This is a genomic window from Streptomyces sp. TAA486, from assembly GCF_000426165.1.
The window spans coordinates 213,648-231,821 of sequence record NZ_AUEV01000014.1 but is presented as its reverse complement, the minus strand read 5'-3'; the positions used below and the strand labels follow the sequence as shown (position 1 = coordinate 231,821).

The 18,174-nt window shown below is 69.8% G+C and carries 16 protein-coding genes; 8 read left to right on the top strand and 8 right to left on the bottom strand.

The genetic code is table 11. The annotated features are described in order from the left end of the window. Positions 1-11 precede the first annotated feature (11 nt). Entirely contained in the window at positions 12-1,025 is a 1,014-nt protein-coding gene (locus I004_RS0119895; protein ID WP_028436948.1) for an aminoglycoside phosphotransferase family protein, read from the top strand. A gap of 60 nt (positions 1,026-1,085) precedes the next feature. Here the strand turns inward: I004_RS0119895 and I004_RS34940 are convergent, their stop codons facing one another. Continuing rightward, positions 1,086-1,691, bottom strand: a complete 606-nt coding sequence (locus tag I004_RS34940) for a TetR/AcrR family transcriptional regulator (protein ID WP_037976937.1) — start codon at positions 1,689-1,691, stop codon at positions 1,086-1,088. Between the two features lie 59 nt (positions 1,692-1,750). Here I004_RS34940 and I004_RS0119885 point away from each other — a divergent pair, with 59 nt between their 5' ends. Continuing rightward, a complete protein-coding gene (locus tag I004_RS0119885) occupies positions 1,751-2,668 on the top strand; it encodes a haloalkane dehalogenase (protein ID WP_028436947.1) in 918 nt (305 codons plus the stop codon). 31 nt (positions 2,669-2,699) lie between these two features. On the opposite strand, the gene I004_RS0119880 is transcribed toward I004_RS0119885, so the two are convergent. From I004_RS0119880 to I004_RS0119850, 7 genes are all read right to left on the bottom strand, one after another. Then, on the bottom strand, positions 2,700-3,239 hold the full coding sequence (locus I004_RS0119880) for a DinB family protein (RefSeq protein ID WP_486580138.1): 540 nt from the start codon (positions 3,237-3,239) through the stop codon (positions 2,700-2,702). After that, entirely contained in the window at positions 3,236-4,180 is a 945-nt protein-coding gene (locus I004_RS0119875) for an LD-carboxypeptidase (protein ID WP_028436945.1), read from the bottom strand. Before I004_RS0119875 ends, I004_RS0119880 begins: the two co-directional genes overlap by 4 nt. Beyond that, positions 4,177-6,201: a prolyl oligopeptidase family serine peptidase gene (locus I004_RS0119870; protein WP_028436944.1), complete on the bottom strand. Its 2,025-nt coding sequence runs from the start codon at positions 6,199-6,201 to the stop codon at positions 4,177-4,179. The genes I004_RS0119875 and I004_RS0119870 overlap by 4 nt, the downstream gene beginning before the upstream one ends. 27 nt (positions 6,202-6,228) lie before the next feature. Then, positions 6,229-7,563 carry a M20/M25/M40 family metallo-hydrolase gene (locus tag I004_RS0119865; protein ID WP_028436943.1) on the bottom strand — a complete coding sequence of 445 codons (1,335 nt, stop codon included), beginning with the start codon at positions 7,561-7,563 and terminating at the stop codon, positions 6,229-6,231. Then, positions 7,556-8,389, bottom strand: coding sequence for a M55 family metallopeptidase (locus I004_RS0119860; RefSeq protein WP_028436942.1), 834 nt, complete (start codon positions 8,387-8,389; stop codon positions 7,556-7,558). Before I004_RS0119860 ends, I004_RS0119865 begins: the two co-directional genes overlap by 8 nt. A 188-nt stretch (positions 8,390-8,577) precedes the next feature. Beyond that, positions 8,578-11,070: an MFS transporter gene (locus tag I004_RS34935; protein WP_037976936.1), complete on the bottom strand. Its 2,493-nt coding sequence runs from the start codon at positions 11,068-11,070 to the stop codon at positions 8,578-8,580. A gap of 268 nt (positions 11,071-11,338) precedes the next feature. Next, positions 11,339-11,785 (bottom strand): SRPBCC family protein, encoded by a 447-nt coding sequence (locus I004_RS0119850; RefSeq protein ID WP_028436941.1) that lies wholly within the window; start codon positions 11,783-11,785, stop codon positions 11,339-11,341. Positions 11,786-11,942: 157 nt separating this feature from the next. Between I004_RS0119850 and I004_RS0119845 the strand changes: the two genes are divergently transcribed. The 6 genes from I004_RS0119845 to I004_RS0119820 all read left to right on the top strand — a co-directional run bounded on the left by I004_RS0119845 (position 11,943) and on the right by I004_RS0119820 (position 18,153). Next, positions 11,943-12,983 (top strand): Rv2578c family radical SAM protein, encoded by a 1,041-nt coding sequence (locus I004_RS0119845; protein ID WP_028436940.1) that lies wholly within the window; start codon positions 11,943-11,945, stop codon positions 12,981-12,983. Between the two features lie 43 nt (positions 12,984-13,026). Continuing rightward, positions 13,027-13,422, top strand: coding sequence for a RidA family protein (locus I004_RS0119840; protein ID WP_028436939.1), 396 nt, complete (start codon positions 13,027-13,029; stop codon positions 13,420-13,422). Between the two features lie 582 nt (positions 13,423-14,004). Next, positions 14,005-15,090 carry a LacI family DNA-binding transcriptional regulator gene (locus I004_RS34930; RefSeq protein ID WP_078511473.1) on the top strand — a complete coding sequence of 362 codons (1,086 nt, stop codon included), beginning with the start codon at positions 14,005-14,007 and terminating at the stop codon, positions 15,088-15,090. Further along, complete coding sequence (locus I004_RS0119830; RefSeq protein WP_028436938.1) at positions 15,087-16,370, top strand: extracellular solute-binding protein; 1,284 nt, start codon at positions 15,087-15,089, stop codon at positions 16,368-16,370. Before I004_RS34930 ends, I004_RS0119830 begins: the two co-directional genes overlap by 4 nt. A gap of 22 nt (positions 16,371-16,392) precedes the next feature. After that, complete coding sequence (locus tag I004_RS0119825) at positions 16,393-17,307, top strand: carbohydrate ABC transporter permease (RefSeq protein WP_037976935.1); 915 nt, start codon at positions 16,393-16,395, stop codon at positions 17,305-17,307. Positions 17,308-17,310: 3 nt separating this feature from the next. Continuing rightward, entirely contained in the window at positions 17,311-18,153 is an 843-nt protein-coding gene (locus tag I004_RS0119820) for a carbohydrate ABC transporter permease (protein ID WP_486580137.1), read from the top strand. The last annotated feature ends 21 nt before the right edge of the window (positions 18,154-18,174 follow it).

The following is an 18,174-nucleotide window of genomic DNA, read 5'->3' as shown; positions in this document are numbered from 1 at the left end:
ACGAACGTACCGTGACGGACGCCTCGCTCTTCCCGCCCTCGCTGCCGGTGATGAACGACATGCGGCGAACCGCGAGCGGACGCCGGTGGCTGGAGCAACTGCCCGCCCTTGTCGAGGAGTTCCGCGACTGCTGGGAGCTGCGGCTCGCCGCCCCGTACCACGGCGGCAGCTGCTCCTGGGTGGCTCCGGCGCAGCGGGCGGACGGCACCGCCGCCGTGCTGAAGGTGACGTGGCCGCATGCGGAGGCACGGCCCGAGGGCGAGGTGCTGAGGCTGTGGGCGGGCCGTGGGTCGGTACTCGTGTACGAGCAGGACCCGGAGCGCTACGCCCTGCTGCTGGAGCGCTGCGAACCCGGCACCGAGCTGCGCGCGGCGACGGATCTGCCGGCGGAGGAGCGGCTGCTGCTGGGCGCCCGGGTGCTGCGGCGGCTGTGGGAGGCGGGCCCGGAGACGGGCGCCGAGGGCACAGATACGGGCGCTGACACGGGCACGGGCAGGGTCGGTGGCGGCGGCAACCAAGTGCCGTCCGTGGAGCCGCTGTCGGCGGTGGCGTCCGACTGGGCCGATCGCGCAGAGGAACGCGTCGAGCGGTACGACTGGCCCGCCGGGGTCGATACCGGTCTCTTCCTGCTCGGGGCGGGGCTGCTGCGCGAACTCCCTTGCGGCGGCGGACGGAAAACCGTCGTTCACGGTGACTTCAACCCCGGCAACCTTCTGACCGCTGAGCGCGAGCCGTGGCTGGCGATCGACACCAAGCCGATGTACGGGGACCCGGCGTTCGACCCGTGGCCGCTGATCCAGCAGACCGACGATCCCTTCGGCCATCCCGATCCGCGGCGGGTGCTCGCCCGGCGCACCGCGCTCGTGGCGGACGCGACCGGTACGGACGTCGCGCGCCTACGCGCCTGGGCAGTGGCACGCCTCGTCGACTTCCTGCTGTACCACCTCGACGGCCACGGCGATCTGTCGGACTCCGCGCGGATGTCGGAGCAGGTACGGGTCCTGGCGGAGCTTGCCGAGCTTTGAACGGGCCCCGGTCGCGGCCCACTTCACTCCCCCGTCGACTGCCTGCCTGGTGGCCCGGGATCAGTTCGGGACCCGGCTCTCGGCCGGCTCCCGGAGGTTGAGGTCGAGGAACGCACGCAGCCCCGTCGTGATCTGGGAAGCAGGGGCCCCGGACACCTTCGCCAGCAGGATCAAGCCCTGGATCTGGGCGAGGGTCAGATGCGCAAGCAGGTCCGGCTCGACGCCTTCCCGCAGGACGCCGCGCGCGGCGGCGTGCCGGCAGGCGTCGGCCAATTGCGCCTCCCAGCGCGTCAGCACCGCCGCGACATGTGCGCGGAGTGCTTCATCGGTGGTGGACAGTTCGGCTGCGAGGTTGCCGAACGGGCAACCCACTATCCGGCCGAACTGCTTTTCAAAAGCGCTCTGTACCGACGTCACCGCATCGGCGACTGCCAGCAGCCGGGCCGCCGGGTCGTCCTCATCGACCTCGCCGAGGTTTCGTTCCAACTCCGCCGCGTGCAGATCGACGACGGCCTTGGCCAGGTCGGCCTTCGAGGCGAAGAAGTGATAGAAGCTGCCCTTCCGCACGTCGGCCGTCGCACACAGATCGCTGATTCCCACGGACTGGTAACTACGGGTGATGAACAGCCCGGCCGCAGAACGGACGATCCGGTCACGTGTCTCCATAGCGGCCAACGTAGGCGGGAGTTGACCGGTCAGTCAACTCGCCGTTAGGGTCGACGGCCATGCAGATCCTGCGCACTCCCGCTGAGCGATTCGCCGATCTCCCCGATTTCCCCTATGAGCCCCGGTACGCCCACGTGTCCGACGACGAAGGCGGCGAACTGCGGATGGCGTGGGTGGAGGACGGACCCGCCGACGCGGATCCCGTACTGCTGTTGCACGGTGAGCCGTCGTGGTCGTTTCTGTACCGCCGGATGATGCCGACGCTGGCCGCGGCCGGCCACCGCGTCATCTGCCCGGACCTGGTGGGTTTCGGCCGCTCCGACAAGCCGACCGGCGTGTTCGACCACACCTACGCTCGCCACGTCGAATGGGTACGCGCCCTGGTGTTCGATCACCTCGACCTCACCGGCGTGACGCTGGTCGGACAGGACTGGGGCGGCCTGATCGGGTTGCGCATGGCCGCCGAGCACCCGGAGCGCTTCGCGAGTCTGGTGGTGTCCAACACCGGCCTGCCCACCGGCGACATCCCGATGCCCGACATCTGGTGGAAGTTCCGCGAAGCCATCCAGGGCCAGCCCACTCTCGACATCGGCCGGTTTGTGCAGTCCGGATGTCAGCGCCCGATGAGCGACGCGGTACGCGCCGCCTACGATGCGCCGTTCCCCGACGATTCCTACTGCGCCGGTCCCCGAGCGATGCCCGGACTGGTGCCCACGTCGCCGGATGACCCCGCCACTGCAGCCAACCGGGCCGCCTGGGCTGCCTTGCGCGACAGCCCGACTCCGATGTCGGTGGCTTTCAGCGACGGCGACCCCATCACCAAAGGCATGGCCCCGATCTTCCAGCGCGAGATGCGAGGCGCACAGGGACACGATCACCCGGTCATTCGTGATGCCGGGCACTTCCTCCAAGAGGATGCGGGTGAGGAACTGGCCCGCCACATAGTTGAGTTCCTCGGACAGCGCACGAGTTCATGAATGGGCTGCAGCGGGCGCCGTAGGCCCCGGCTCACTCCCCGGTCGCTCCGTCCGCCAGTTCCCTCGCCACGTCGAGCTGGCCCACGTGCCGCGCGTACTCCTGCAGCAGGTGGAAGAGGATCCAGGCCAGCGAGGGCGCCTCGTCCTCGGTGGGGAAGCGTCCGCCGAGCCGTGCGTGAGCGTCCAGACGGGCCTCGCGGACGATCTCGCGGGAACGGTCGCACTGCGCGCGGAAAGCGTCGACGACGTCGGCCGTCGGGACACCGTCCGGGACGCGCCATCTGTCGTCGCCGCCCCTGTCGCCCCAAGGGTCCGGGACCCGCTCGGCCTCGAACCCCCATGACAGCCAACGGCGTTCGACGTACGTCAGGTGCCGCACCAGCTCCAGCGGCGACCAGCCCGAGGGCACATGACTCCTCCGCAGCTCGGCCTCCGACAGCCCGTCGAGCTTCCGCAGAAGGGTGTCCCGGTAGAAGTCGAGATAGCCGCGCAGCAGCACGTGCGGATCGGCGACGGACGGATCGGGCTCGCCCGACGGCAGCGGTGGGATCGAGGGTTCGATGGCGGTCACAGCAGTCCCGGTTCGTCGTAGGTGAGAGTGCGGGCGTCGGCGTCCAGCACGGCAGGGACACCGAGCGGAAGTGTGGGCGTCGACGGGCCGTGGCCGAAGCCGAGTTCCCCGACGACGGGAACGCCGAGCGGTTCGAGCCGGTCACGGAGCACCGCGCCGACCTCCTCCGGGTCGCCGCACGCCGTCCAGGAACCCAGCGCGATGCCGGCGACGCCGTCGAACCAGCCCGAGCGCAGCAGCTGTGTCAGCAACCTGTCGATGCTGTACGGCGGCTGGTCTATGTCCTCCAGCAGCAGGATGGCTCCCGCTGCCGAGGGGCGGGCGTGCGACGTGCCTCGCTCGGAGGCGAGGAGGGAGAGGTTCCCGCCGAGGGTGATGCCGTGGGCGCGACCAGGAACGAGCGTCCCGCTGTCGGCCGTGGGCCCGATGGTCAGGACGGATTCGGGTTCGAAGAGCGACCGCCGCAAGTGCTCACGCGTCGCCTCGTCCTCGAGGAACGCGGCAGTCGTCGGCATCGGCCCGTGCAGGGTGGCGAGGCCGAGGCGCTGTGAGACGGCCTCGTGCAGGACGGTGAGGTCGCTGTAGCCGACGAAGAGTTTCGGGCCGGCCGCGCGCAGCCTGTCCCAGTCGAGCAGGTCGAGGACGCGCTGAGTGCCGTAGCCGCCCCGCGCGGAGATGACGGCTGCGTACGACGGGTCGCACCACGCTTCCTGGAGGTCGCGGGCCCGATGTTCGTCCATGCTCGCCAGATGGCCGAGGGCGGGGTGGGGGTCGAGGACGTGCCGGCCCACGTCAGGCTCCAGGCCCCACTCGCGCAGAACGGCGACGCCCGCCTTCAGCCGTTCCTCGGGCACCGGGCCGCTGGGGGCGACGATCGCGACGCGGTCGCCCGGACGCAGCCTGGTCGGCCTGGTCAGCGCTGTGGTCGTGCTGCTGCTCATCGGTTCAGCTCCAGTACCGGTACGTCGTCGCGGTCGATGCCGAAGGCCTGTGCGTACAAGGAGAGTTCGGACTCGACGGCTCGGATGATCGTCTCGGCCCGGCGGAAGCCGTGGCCCTCGCCCTCGAAGGTGATGTAGGCGTATGGGACGTCGCTGCCGTCGACCTCTGCCACGAAGCGTTCGCACTGGACGGGCGGGCAGATCACGTCGTCGAGCCCCTGCAGCAGCAGGAAGGGCACGCCTACGCGGTCGGCGTGATGGAGGGGGGAACGGTCGTGGTAGCGCTCCGGGAAGCGCTCCCGGTCACCGACGAGGGACTCCAGGTACTGCGATTCGAAGTCGTGGGTCTCGTCGGTGGCCCAGCCCGCGAGATCGAGGATCGGATAGCTGATCGTCCCGCACGCGTAGAGGCCTTCGGCCGCCGGAGAGGTGAGGGAGGCGGCGCTGGTCCAGCCGCCGGCGCTGCCGCCGCGCACGGCGAGCCGCGCCGGATCGGCTTCGCCTTCCGCCGCCAACTGGCGTGCCACCGCGGCGCAGTCCTCGACGTCGACGATGCCCCACTGCTCGCGCAGCCGGTTGCGGTAGGCACGCCCGTAGCCCGTCGATCCGCCGTAGTTGACCTCCACGACGCCTATGCCGCGTGAGGTGAAGTAGGCGATCTCCAGGTCGAGCACGAGCGGCACCCGGCTCGTCGGGCCTCCGTGCGCCCACACGACGTACGGCGCCAGCTCCCCGTCGGGTGCCTCGTATCCGGGGTGGCGCGGTGGGTAGACCTGGGCGTGGATGTCGCGTCCGTCGGGGCCGGTGAAGGTGCGCTCGTGCGGCTGGGGGTAGTGAGCCGGGTCCACGGGATCCTTGTGGTGTGCGGCGACGACCCTGCTGTGGCCGGTGCGCGTGTCGAGTTCGACGACCTCGTACGAACTCTGCGGTCCCGCGGCGACGCCGAAGACACGGGTGCCGGCTGATGCCACGGCTGCCCATTCGGTCCAGGGGCCGGTCGCGTCGGCGAGTTCACCGCTGTCCGGGTCGAGCACACCGAGCCGCAGGGCGCCCCGCCCGTGCAGCGCCGCGATCAGGCCGCCCTCCAGAGGCTCGAACCACTTCTGCCCGATGCGCCACAGCCCGGCGGCGAACTCCTCCTCGCGGGGGCACAGATCCCTTCTTCCGCCGGGGTCGGTGGCGGACGCGTCGAGGTCGAGGCGCTGCAAATTCCACCAGCCGGACTCGTCGGAGGCCATCAACAGGGCGCCGTCGGGAGCCCATTCGACTTGCGCCACCGACTCCTCCGGGCCTCCCGCCACGGCCCGTACGTCCTCGAACCGGCCGTCGGCGGTGACACGGGCCGTCTTCACCTGCGTGCCGTCCCAGGGCATGGCGGGGTGGTCCCAGGCGAGCCAGGCGGCGCGGCTGCCGTCCGGCGAGAGCCGCGGCCCGGTCACGAACCTGCTTGCGTCGTCGGTCAGTTCACGCACGCGGCCGCGGTCGTCGGCCGCGGAGCCGTCCAGCGGCACGGCCGCGATCACCCGTCGCAGATCGGTGGGCCCCTCGCCTGTGAACTCCTCCAGCACACACCACACTTCGGGCCCGGCCGGGCCGTCCGGCACAAGCACCGGGTCGCACCAGCGCAGCCCGCCGGGGATGACTTCCGCAACGGGTGTGAGGGGGCGTGGTGCCCGGTCGGGCATGTCGGGCTCGTAGGCGTAGAGCCGCTGGTCCGCGAAGTGGGTGAAGACGATCAGCGGGCCGTCCGGGTGGCGGTCGATGCCCGCCCACGGCACCCCGCCGTACTCGATGACGCGGTTGCGCACGTTCCATGGAGCGGGCAGCACCGACCGGGCCTCACCGCCGTCCGCGGACAGCCGCATCAGGGCGCGGCGTCCGCCCTCGGCGGGACGGGGCTCCGTCCACCACACCTCTTCGCCGACAGCGCCCAGGTAATCCGGCCGCCCGTCGTGCGACGCGACGAGGGCGGCGTCGATGGGGGACGGCCAACTGCCGTACGGTGCCGTGATCTTCGCCATATGGGATGAGCCTCCGTCGGGTGAGGGTCAGAGAGCGAGCAGGGCGCGGTCGAGGACGCGGGTTCCGAAGTGCAGGGCGTCGACGGGCACGCGCTCGTCCACGCCGTGGAAGAGCGCCTGGTAGTCGAATCCTTGGGGCAGCTTCAGCGGTGTGAAGCCGTAGCCGGCGATGCCCAGCCGGGAGAACTGCTTGGCGTCGGTTCCGCCGGACATGCAGAACGGCACCACGTGCGCGTCCGGGTCGAAGTGATTCAGTGCTTCTCGCAGCACCGCATACGTCGGTGAGTCCACCGGGGCCTCGAGGGGGACCTCACGGTGGTGGAACTTCCAGTCCACGTGGGGGCCGGTGAGCTCGTCGAGAGTGCGGTGGAACTCCTCCTCGCCGCCGGGCAGCATCCGCCCGTCGACGAAAGCGGTGGCGCTGCCGGGGATGACGTTGACCTTGTAACCCGCGCTCAGCATCGTCGGGTTGGTGCTGTTGCGCACCGTGGGCTCCACGAGGGCCGCGGCGGGGCCGAGTTCGGCGAGAAGCTTGTCGGCGTCGAAGTCCGGGGCGTCCGTTGCCGGTTCGGGCAGACCGTGCACCGCGGCCAGTTCCTTCAGGGCGGCGCGCACCGTCGGAGTCAGCCGCTGCGGCCATTCGTGCTCGCCGATGCGGGCCACGGCGCCGGCGAGCCTGCTCACGGCGTTCGCCCGGCTGACCTTCGAGCCGTGCCCGGCCTTGCCGCGGGCGGTGAGTTCGAGCCAGGCCGTGCCCCGCTCCCCCGCGGCGACCGGGTACATCCGCAGCCCGTCGCCGGCGTGGAAGGTGAAGGCTCCCGATTCGCTGATGCCCTCGGTGCAGCCTTCGAACAGCCCGGAATGCTGGTCGGCGAGGTAGTCCGAACCGTATTCGGCGCTGTCCTCCTCGTCCGCGGTGAAGGCCAGCACGATGTCGCGGCGCGGCCGGACGCCCGCACGCGCCCAGGCCCGAACGACGGCCAGGACCATCGCATCGGCGTTCTTCATGTCGATGGCACCGCGGCCCCAGACCACACCGTCGCGGATCTCGCCGGAGAAGGGGTGCACGCTCCAGTCGGCGGGTTCGGCGGGCACCACGTCGAGATGGCCGTGCACGAGGAGCGCGTCGGCCTCCGGCTCGGAGCCGGGGATCCTCGCCACCACGTTCGTACGCCCGGGGGCCTTCTCCAGCAACTGCGGCTCGATGCCCGAACCTGCGAGGCGCTCGGCGACGTACTCCGCGGCAGCACGCTCGGAGCCCTCGCCCTCGCCCCCGCCCCGGTTGGTGGTGTCGATGCGGATCAGCTCGGAGGTGAACGTCACTGCCTCGTCGAGCGCCGTCTGGTCGATGTGCTCAGCCATATTGCTCCTCCACCGCGGCCGAGACGACCGTCGTGACCGCCTTGAACGTGCGGATTCCCTCGTACATGCCCGGGGAGGTGTAGGCGACTCGGCGCTCCCCGGTGCGCTCGACGCCCGGCACGACGGTGGCCGCGCCCACAAGATGCTCCGCGTCGAACTCCAGCTCCACCGTGTGTTCCTGAGGCCGTGACGGGCTGGCCCGCACCGCGAGAGCGGTGGCCCTGCTTGCGGCGGACCTGATGTCGGCGGCCGTTCGCCGCGGTGTGCGGCAGACCGCCGCGTAGCGCGAGACGTAGTCCTTGACCGCGACCCCGTAGGCGTCCGGGGCATACCCCTTCGCGTCCTCGATGGTGCGGTCGTCACCGGTCACGAGGATCACCGGCACCCCGTACTCCTCGACGACGAGGGCGTTGAGGAGGCCTTCGCTGGCGCGGGACCCGTCGACCCAGACGCCGGTGATGGAGTTCGCCAAGTAGGTGTGCGCCAGGACGCCTTCGGTGCCCGCTCCCGTGTGATAGCCGACGAAGGCGATGCCGTCCACGTCGCCGTGCTGCACGCCTTCGACCATGCTGAGGCTCTTGTGCCGCCCGGTGATCATCTCTGCCCGGTCGTCGAGCTGTTCCAGCAGCAGGTTCCGCATCGTCCAGTGCGCCTCGTTGATGAGGACCTCATCGGCGCCGCCCTCGAAGAAGCCGACCACCGCGGCGTTCACGTCCGAGGTGAACATCGGGCGGCAGCGCTCCCATTGGGGGGTGCCCGGCAGGACGTCCCCGGGCCATGTCACGCCGGTGGCGCCTTCCATGTCGGCGCTGATGAGGATCTTCATGCCGGGAACGTTACGCGGTACGCAAACCCCGTGACACCCTTGTGGATAACTCCTGTGGTCTTGACCAGTGAAGCCTCACCGCTCCCCGCTCTGACCAGGCGTTTCAACCGGCTGTGAAGGTCACCGACGCCTCGCGCGACACGCGTGCGTCAACGCCCTGAGCGGAGCTGCCACGACCGGACCGAGGGTCAGTTCTCGTGCCCCAGCCGCAGATCGCGCTCCGTGCGACCGCCGCCCTCGACCTGAAGCACCGTCGCCACCGGTGGATAGCCGGCGGCGATGACGGTGTACTCGCCGGCGGCCAGATCGACGAAGCGGAAGACGCCGTCCTCGCGGGTGGTTGCCGTGTCCACCACATTGCCCGCCGCGTCGAGCAAGGTGACGCGCGCGTCCTCAACGGGCCTTCCGCCGACGGCCCGCACGGTGCCGCGGAGCATGGCTCCGCCCGCGAGTTCGATGTCCTGCCGTGTCTCGCACGCGGCCTGCACGGACACCGGCAGCGCCGCGGGACGGTATGCGGGGGCGCTGGCGGCGAGCGTGTACTCGCCGGCCACCAGCTGGTCCAGGACGTAACCCCCCTCGATGCTGCTGCGGGTGGCGGCCACGACCTCCCCGCGTACGTCGGTGAGCGTCACCGAGGCCTCCCTCACGGCCAGACCGTCCGGGGTGAGCACGCAGCCCGCCAGGCGTCCGGCGCCGCCGAGCACGATGTCCAGCTCGACGGCGCGTTCGGCCACGGTGACGCCGACGGCCTGGGGCTGATGGCCGCTCGCCGCGGCGATCAGGACATAGGAACCGGTGGCGGGCGTGCTCAGCGCGTACCGCCCGTCCTCCCCCGTCGCGCTCCGCCCGACCTGCTTCCCGGACGTGTCGATGAGAGTGAGGGCGGCGCGCGGCACGCTGCTGCCGTCGTGATGGCGGACGCTTCCGCAGACGGGGACGCCCGCGGTGTGCGGGGCGCTCACCGTGGCCGTCGGCGCGGCGGCGTGTGCCGGGGCGCGTGCCTCGGGGACGGCGGCGTTCTCGTTCACGAGCGGTTTCTCCTTGAGGAAGAAGGTGAAGATCAGCCCGAGCACGAGCACCGGGACGAGGTACAAGAAGATGCGCGGCATGGCGTCGGCGTAGGCCTGTACGTAGATCTCGCGCAGTGGGCCGGGCAGCTTGTGCACCGCCTGCGGGGTCAGCGACGAAGGGTCGGGCAGCCAGTGCGGCGCGTCGTGCGGCAGCCGCACGGCGAGCGCGTCGGTGAGGCGCTGGATGAAGAGCGTGCCGAAGACGGCTGCGCCGACGCTGCCGCCGATCTGGCGGAAGTAGTTGTTCGCGCTGGTCGCCGCGCCGAGGTCCCGGACCGGCACGGAGTTCTGCACGGCCAGGACCAGGACCGGCAGCACGAGCCCGATGCCCAGGCCCAGGACGGCCATCCAGACGCTGTAGGCCTCACGCGAGGTGCCGGTCTCCAGTCGCGACAGCAGCCACATGCCGACGGCCGAGAGGGCGCAGCCCAGCACCGGATAGACCCTGTAGCGGCCGGTGCGGGAGATGAGCTGACCCGAGACCATGGAGGAGAGCACGACCCCGCCCATCATGGGCAGCATCAGCAGCCCCGACTCGGTCGCGCTGACGCCGTCGACCATCTGGAGGAAGCCCGGCAGATAGCTCGCGGCACCGAACAGGGCGATGCCGACGGCCACTCCGACGATGCCGGTGACGTTGAAGACGGAGTCGCGGAAGAGGCGCAGCGGCAGGACAGGTTCGCTCGCGAGGCGTTCGACGGCGATGAACAGCACCGCGCTGAGGGCACCGCCCGCGGCGAGTCCGAGGATGACGGTGTCGTCCCAGTCGTACTCGGTGCCGCCCCAGCTCGTCAGCAGCACCAGGCACGTGGAGAACGCCCCGAGAAGGAGCGTCCCCAGCACGTCCAGCTTCGGGCGTCCCTCCGGGCGCGGCAGCTTCAGCACGAGGGCGGTGACGATCAGGGTGACCAGGCCGAAGGGGACGTTGATGTAGAAGCACCAGCGCCAGGAGAGTTCGTCGGTGAGCCAGCCGCCGAGCAGCGGCCCCGCCACGGACGCGAGGCCGAACGCGGCGCCGATCAGGCCCATGTAGCGGCCGCGTTCGCGGGGCGGAACGACGTCCGCGATGATCGCCTGCACTCCGATCATGAGCCCGCCGGCGCCGACGCCCTGGAGCGCCCGGTAGGCGATCAGTTCCGTCATCGTGCGCGACCAGCCGGCGAGGGCCGAGCCGGCGATGAAGACGACGATGGCGAAGAGGAAGATCCCCTTGCGTCCGAAGAGGTCCCCGAGCTTGCCGTAGACCGGCAGCCCGATCGTCGCCGCGAGCAGGTAGGAGGTGACGGCCCAGGACATCCGGTCCAGGCCGTGCAGTTCGCCGACGATCCTGGGCAACGCCGTGGCGACGATGGTCTGTTCGAGCGCCGCCAGCAGCAGGGCGAGCATCAGCCCGACGAAGACCAGCCGCACGCGGCGCCTGCTGAGCCCTGCTGGACTGTCCTGCTGGGGCGACTCGGGGGGCTGCCCCTGCTCGGTTCCGTGACCGGCTCCGTGATCGGTTCCATGACCGGCATCCGCGGCCGCGGGGCCCGGTGTGGGGATCTCCAGGCTCACCTCGACGACCGCGGGTGACCGCGCCTCCGGGTGCTCCAGAGCCGTACCGCTCATCGCACTCCCCTGGTCGCATCCGCTCATCCTCGGGGAGCATTTCTCGCATTACGTGACAGGAGCGAGCAAGTCAGACACCACTGGCTTCCGGCGGGCCGTGGAACCCCCAAGTCCGTTGCCCGGGGCGCCTGTCGGGCGCTCAACTGGGGCTTTCGGGGGCGGAAGCCGGCGGGGCGGCCACGCCGCACGCCACCCCCGCCCCCGCAAGAACCACTCGATCCGGTGAGCGGGTGTGCGGCCGCACACCCGCCGTTCCGTTACTTCTGCCTCACTTCTCCGTCTCCGCGGCGAGCTTGGCCAGGATCTCGTCGTAGATGCGGGCCAGCCCCTTGGGTGCGAAGGTCCTCTCGAAGAAGCCCCCGATGCCACCCGCACCCTTCCAGGTGGTCTTCACCGTGACGCGTGCGGCGTTCTCCGAGGATCCCTGTTCGACCTTCCAGGTCGTGACCATCGTGGAGTTGCGGTCGCTCTCGACCAGTTCGCCTCCGGCCGAGTCGCTGACGTCGATGAGGCAGTCACGGATCCGCTTGCTGGTGACCTGGATCTTCCAGTGCACGACGGTGCCCGCACCCTTGCCGCCCTCGCGCACCTCGTACTCGCTGTAGTGATCGGGCAGCAGCTTCGGCCGGGTCCCGCTGTAGTCGGCGAGCGCGCTCCGTACCGCGTCGGGCTCCGCAGCGATCTCGCGATGGGTCGTCGACTCGACCTGCGCCATGTGCTCCTCCTGCTGTTCGGCACGTCCGTCCGTTGCGCCCGCTGGCGCCCGGCAACCCAATCACCCCGCGGACGGGGGCCCAAATCGGCTTGACGAGGGGGTGGGAACAGATGTTCTATTCTCTGAGTACGAACAGCACGATGCACGAGGAGGGTCCATGCGCTGGGAGAACCTGAGCGGCGACGGGTCGGCGGTGAACCCCGCCCTCTTCGGCACCGACGTTGTCAGTCGTACGTTCAACACCCCCGAATTCGCGGGCATCACCTTCCACGAGGTGCGCGCCCGCTCGATCGTGAACCGCGTGCCGGGGGCCTCCCGCATGCCGTTCGAATGGACGGTCAATCCGTACCGGGGCTGCTCGCACGCCTGCGTGTACTGCTTCGCCCGGGGCACGCACCGCTACCTCGACCTCGACACGGGAGCCGGGTTCGACACGCAGATCGTCGTCAAGGTCAACGCCCCCGAGCTGCTCCGCCGTGAGCTCGGGTCGAGCCGCTGGCACGGGCAGCACATAGCGATGGGCACCAACGTCGACTGCTACCAGCGGGCGGAGGGCCGCTACCGGCTGATGCCCGGCATCCTCACGGCGCTGCGCGACTACAGCAACCCGTTCTCGATCCTCACCAAGGGGACGCTCATCCTGCGCGACCTCGACCTGCTGCGCTCGGCGGCAGCGATCACGGACGTGGGCATCTCCGTCTCCGTGGGTTTCACCGACGAGGAGCTGTGGCGCACCGTCGAACCGGGCACCCCGGCCCCCGACCGCCGCCTCGACGTGGTCCGCACGCTCAGCAGCCAGGGCATCCCCTGCGCAGTGCTGATGGCTCCGGTCATCCCGTTCCTGAGCGACTCCCCGGCCCAACTGCGCACGACAGTGCGGGCGATAGCCGCCGCCGGGGCCACGTCCGTCACGCCGCTCGCGCTGCATCTGCGGCCAGGGGCGCGCGAGTGGTACATGCAGTGGCTCGCGAAGCACCACCCCGGGCTGGTGCGGCACTACGAGGGGCTGTACGCGGACGGCGCCTACGCCCCCACGTGGTACCAGAGGCGCATCACCCGGCAGGTCCACGAACTGGCCTCCGAGTACGGCATCGGGCCCACGTCACCGGGCACCCACCGCCGCGTCGACGTCCACCCCGACAGGGCAGCCGAGCAGGAGCCCGACACCCCTGACTGCACGCAGCTGACCCTGCTGTAGAAATCCGCTCGCCCGATCGTGCCGCAGCCACGACGATCCCCACATGTCCGAACTCACTCACATCAAGGCCCCGCACGGCGTCGCGCCGGGCAACGGCTACAGCCATGTCGTATGGGGCGAGGGCCGGTTCGTCGCCGTCTCCGGGCAGATCGCCCTCGACGAGAACGGCGACGTCGTCGGCCCGGGGGACCCCGCCGCCCAGGCCCGGCAGGTCTTCGCGAACCTGCGCCTGTGCCTTGCCGCTGCCGGCGCCGGATTCGACGACGTCGTGAAGCTCACCTTCTTCACCACGGATGTCGGCATCCTCCCCGCGGTCCGCGAGGCGCGGGACGCGTGCATCGACGTCACGCGGCCACCGGCCAGCACGGCGGTCCAGGTCTCCTCGCTCGTCCACCCCGATCTCCTGCTGGAGGTCGAGGCGTACGCGGTCGTTCCCTGACCGCGGCCGGGATCCGGCACAAGCACACACGCCCGCACGCACCGGCGGCGAACCCCAAGGGAAATCGGCCGCGTTCAGACGGGACAGCGGACCGAGCGCCTCAGGTGCGCCCCGCTCCATGAACGCGCCTGACCGATGTACGCGCGCCCTGCTCGATGAACGGGCCCGCGGTCGGCGTGCTCCGGCGATGGTGGGGGTGCCTCCCGAGCCGCCAGGCTCAGGGGGAGTCGAGGGCGGGCGCGGACCGGGCTGCGTCTGGCCCCCGGCGTCTTCGATGCGGGCGCTGGGGCCGAGGCCAGTAGTACAGCCCTCCCAACCCAACTGCCCATCATCCCCGGTCAGTTGATCTGCGACTTGAATCCGTGCGCAGAGCTCGCTGAAGGCTGCCGGCACCGGCCGTGGGACGGCTCACTTTCAAACCGGTTTGAAAATTCGGGTCAGGACTCTTGACGGGGTTCGTTTCAAACCGGTTAAGTGCCTGCTCAGGCTGCACGGCGAGCAATTGCCCCCCAGCCGCTCGTGCTGGTGCTCGTCCGCACGCAGCCCAGCCAGTACCACCCACACCGTCCGAGGGGAGAGACCGTGCGCCAAAGCCCGACGATCGCCGACGTCGCCCGGGCCGTCGGCGTCTCCAAGAGCACGGTGTCCTTCGTCCTGAACGACCGCCCCGGAGTCGCGGCGGACACCAGGGCAAGAGTCCTCGCCGCGGCGGCGGAGCTGGGATTCCGGCCGAGTCATCGGGCGCGGGCCCTGTCCTACTCCCGGGCTTTCGCGCTCGGTCTGGTGATGGCCCGGCCCGCCGAGCTGCTCGGTGCAGACCCGTTCTTCCCCGCATTCATCGCCGGGGTGGAGACCGAGCTGGCCAAGGTGGGGCATGCCCTGGTGCTGCGGGTCGTCACGGGCGGCTGGGACGAGGAGGCCGACGGATACCGTCAACTCGCCGGGGACGGACGGGTGGACGGGGTGTTCCTCTCCGACCTGCGGGTGGGCGACGATCCCCGGCTGGAGCTTCTGCGGGAGCTGCGGCTGCCCGCCGTGACCCTGCAGACGCCGGACACTTCGCCCGCTTTTCCCGCCGTGAACCTCGACGAGCGGACCGGGATCCGCGCCGCCGTGGAGCACCTGGCCGCGCTGGGGCACCGGCGGATCGCGCATGTGGCCGGGCCGCAGGAGTTCGTCCACGGCCACAGGAGGCGTGCCGCCTGGGCGGACGCGCTGCGCGACCTCGGCCTGCCTCCGGGTCCGGAGGCGGCAGGGGACTTCACCGCGGCCGGCGGCGCCGCGGCCACCCGGCGCCTGTTCGAGGAGAGCGAGCCGCCGAGCGCCATCGTCTATGCCAACGACCTGATGGCGATCGCGGGCGCAACTGTCGCGCATGAGCGGGGCCTGAGCATTCCCGACGACCTGTCGGTCACCGGTTTCGACGACACCGAACTGGCCCGCCATGTGCACCCGCCGCTGACCACGGTGCGGATGGACGCCCTCGCAATGGGCCGCGCCGCCGCCCGCACCCTGCTCCAACTCGTGGAGAAGGGCAGCGCGGAGAGTGCCGAGTTGCCGCCGACCGAACTGGTTCTCCGACGATCCACCGCACCTCCCGCCCCGGGCGGTGTCCCCCGCCCTCGAGTCTCCCTCCAAGCCGACGACGAACCACGGAGTACCTCATGAAACGAGCGCTTCCCCTTGCCATGGCCCTCCTCGTGCTGCCGCTCAGCGCGTGCGGTGGCGGCTCCGGCGACGACGGCGGAAAGGCCGCCTCGTCCAAGGGCCCCATCAAGATCTGGTACGCCAACAACCCCGACGAGATCGCCTGGGCCAAGAAGATGGTCTCGTCATGGAACTCCGCGCACCCGGACGAGAAGGTCCGCGCTCAGGAGATACCGGCCGGAAAGAGCTCCGAGGAGGTCATCGGCGCGGCCATCACCGCGGGCAACGCCCCCTGTCTGGTCTTCAACACCTCCCCGGCAGCCGTCTCGCAGTTCCAGAAGCAGGGCGGTCTGGTGCCGCTCGACGACTTCCCCGGTGCCACACAGCACATCCAGAAGCGCTCCGGGGACGCGGCTGCCCAGTACAAGTCGGAGGACGGCAAGTACTACCAGCTGCCCTGGAAGTCCAACCCCGTGATGATCTCCTACAACAAGGACGTCTTCGCCAAGGCCGGACTCGACCCGGACAAGCCCAAGTTGACGACGTACAAGGACTTCCTGGCCACATCCGAGAAGCTGGTCGACAAGGGCGGCGTCAAGGCTGCGGTCTGGCCCGCACCGAGTTCGGAGTTCTTCCAGTCCTGGTTCGACTTCTACCCGCTGTTCGCGGCGGAGAGCGGCGGCAAGCAGCTGCTGGAGGACGGCAAGGCGCAGTTCACCGGCCCTGAGGGGCGGCGGGTCGCGGACTTCTGGCGGTCGATGTACGACAAGGGCCTGTCGCAGAAGGAGAAGTACAACGGGGACGCGTTCGCCGACGGCAAGGCCGCGATGACCATCGCCGGCCCGTGGGCCGTGAAGGTCTACGACAAGAAGGTCGACTACGGCGTGGTCCCTGTTCCCACGTCGAAGGGCACATCGGCCGCGGAGACCCGTACCTTCAGCGACGCCAAGTCGGTGGGGATGTTCAGCTCCTGCAAGAACCGCGGTACGGCCTGGGACGTGCTGAAGTTCGCCAGCAGCAAGGAGCAGGACCAAAAGCTGCTGGAGACCACCGGCCAGATGCCGGTGCGAGAGGACCTGACGGGCAACTACGCGGACTTCTTCGCGAAGAACGCGAAGTACAAGACCTATGCCCAAGCGGCCGAGAACACCGTCGAGGTGCCCAACGTGCCCAAGTCGATCGCCGCATGGCAGGCGTTCCGGGACGCCTACTCGCGCTCGGTCATCTTCGGCAAGGAGAACCCGCAGACCGCGTTGAAGAAGGCTGCGACCGAGGTCGAGAAGCTCGCCGCCCAGAAGTGATCAACGCAGAGGGGTTTTGTTGATGTCCTCGCCCGCGCCGGGCAGCACGCGCCCCAGGAGCATCGGGCGGTCCTTCGGCCGCAACCTCCTGGGGCTCGGGTTCGTCTCGCCGTATCTGGCGTTCGTCGCCGTGGTCTTCGCCTACCCGTTCGGTTTCGCGGTGTGGATGTCGTTCCACGACTACTTCTTCGCCGCACCGAACGCGATCGTGGAATACCCGTTCGTCGGCTTCGAGAACTACGCGGCAGTGCTGAGCGACCCGGACGTCCGCCAGGCATTCGGCAACATCGTCGTCTTTCTTCTCATCAACGTGCCGCTGACCGTGGGCCTTTCGCTCGTGCTGGCCAGCGCGCTCAACGCCAAGTTGCCGATGCGCTCGTTCTTCCGCGCGGCGTACTACTTGCCGTACATCACCGCGAGCGTGGCCATGGTCGGCATCTGGCTGTGGCTCTTCAGCAGCGGAGGCCTGGTGAACCAGGTCCTGGGACAGCTGGCTCCGGAGCCGTCGTGGCTGGTCAACGAGACTCTGGCGATGCCGCTGATCGCAGTGTTCGTCGCGTGGAAGCAGCTCGGCTTCTTCATCATGCTGTACCTCGCGGCCCTGCAGAACGTGCCGAAGGAGCTCTACGAATCGGCGGACATCGACGGCGCGTCCACGGTGCGCAAGTTCCTCTCCATCACCGTGCCCGGCGTGCGCCCGGCAACAACGCTGGTGTTGATCGTGGCCACGATCACCGGGGCGAACCTGTTCACCGAGCCGTACCTGTTCACCGGTGGCGGCGGCCCCGACGGAGCCTCCGCCTCCCCCGTCCTGCTCATGTACCAGCGGGGCATCGAGCAGGGAAATCCGGATGTCGCCGCCGCGATCGGGGTGCTGCTGGTGCTGTTCGTACTGGCCGTCTCGCTGATCAACCGCAAGCTGACGGAAAGGGACTGAGCCGTGAGGTCCGCTGCCACCAAGCGCCGGATACCCCGGCTGCTCGTGCTGCTCGCCGGCGCGTGCGTGTTCCTCTTCCCCTTCTATTCCATGGTCCTCGGATCGCTCCAGGCCGAGCCGAGCTCCGACCCGTCGGCCGTCGTGCCCGATCCGTCAGGGATCACGCTGGGCAACTATGCGGCGATCAACGACCGGGTCCCGCTGCTGAGGGCCGTCGCAAATTCGGGGATCTTCACCGGGGGCGTCATCCTGTGCACCGTCGTGTTCGGCCTCATGGCGGGCTACGCACTGGCGCAGATGCACTTCCGCGGCCGAGGCGCCGTCTTCGGCACGGTGCTCCTGGTGCAGCTGGTTCCGTTCCAGCTGCTGATGATCCCGCTCTATGTGATGATCGTCCGCAGCTACGGGCTGGCGGACACCTACCTCGGCATCATCCTGCCGTTCGCGATCAACTCGACGGCCGTCTTCATCTTCCGCCAGTTCTTCCTGCAGCTTCCCCGTGAGCTGTTCGAGTCCGCGCGGATCGACGGGGCGAGCGAGCTGGCGATCATGCTGCGGATCGCGACCCCGCTGTGCAAGCCGGCGCTGCTCACCACCGTGCTGCTGACCTTCATCGGTCCCTGGAACGAGTTCCTCTGGCCGTTCCTCGTGACCAAGGACTCGGACATGCAGCCGTTGGCCGTGGCACTGGCCAACTACATCTCGAACGTCGCCGGCCGGGCCGCCAACCCGTACGGCGCGATACTCGCCGGGGCATGCGTGCTCGCCGCCCCGGCCGTGGCGCTGTTCCTCGCGTTCCAGCGCCGCTTCGTCTCCACCGACCTCGGATCCGGCGTAAAGGGCTGACACTTGAGCACCGACACAACC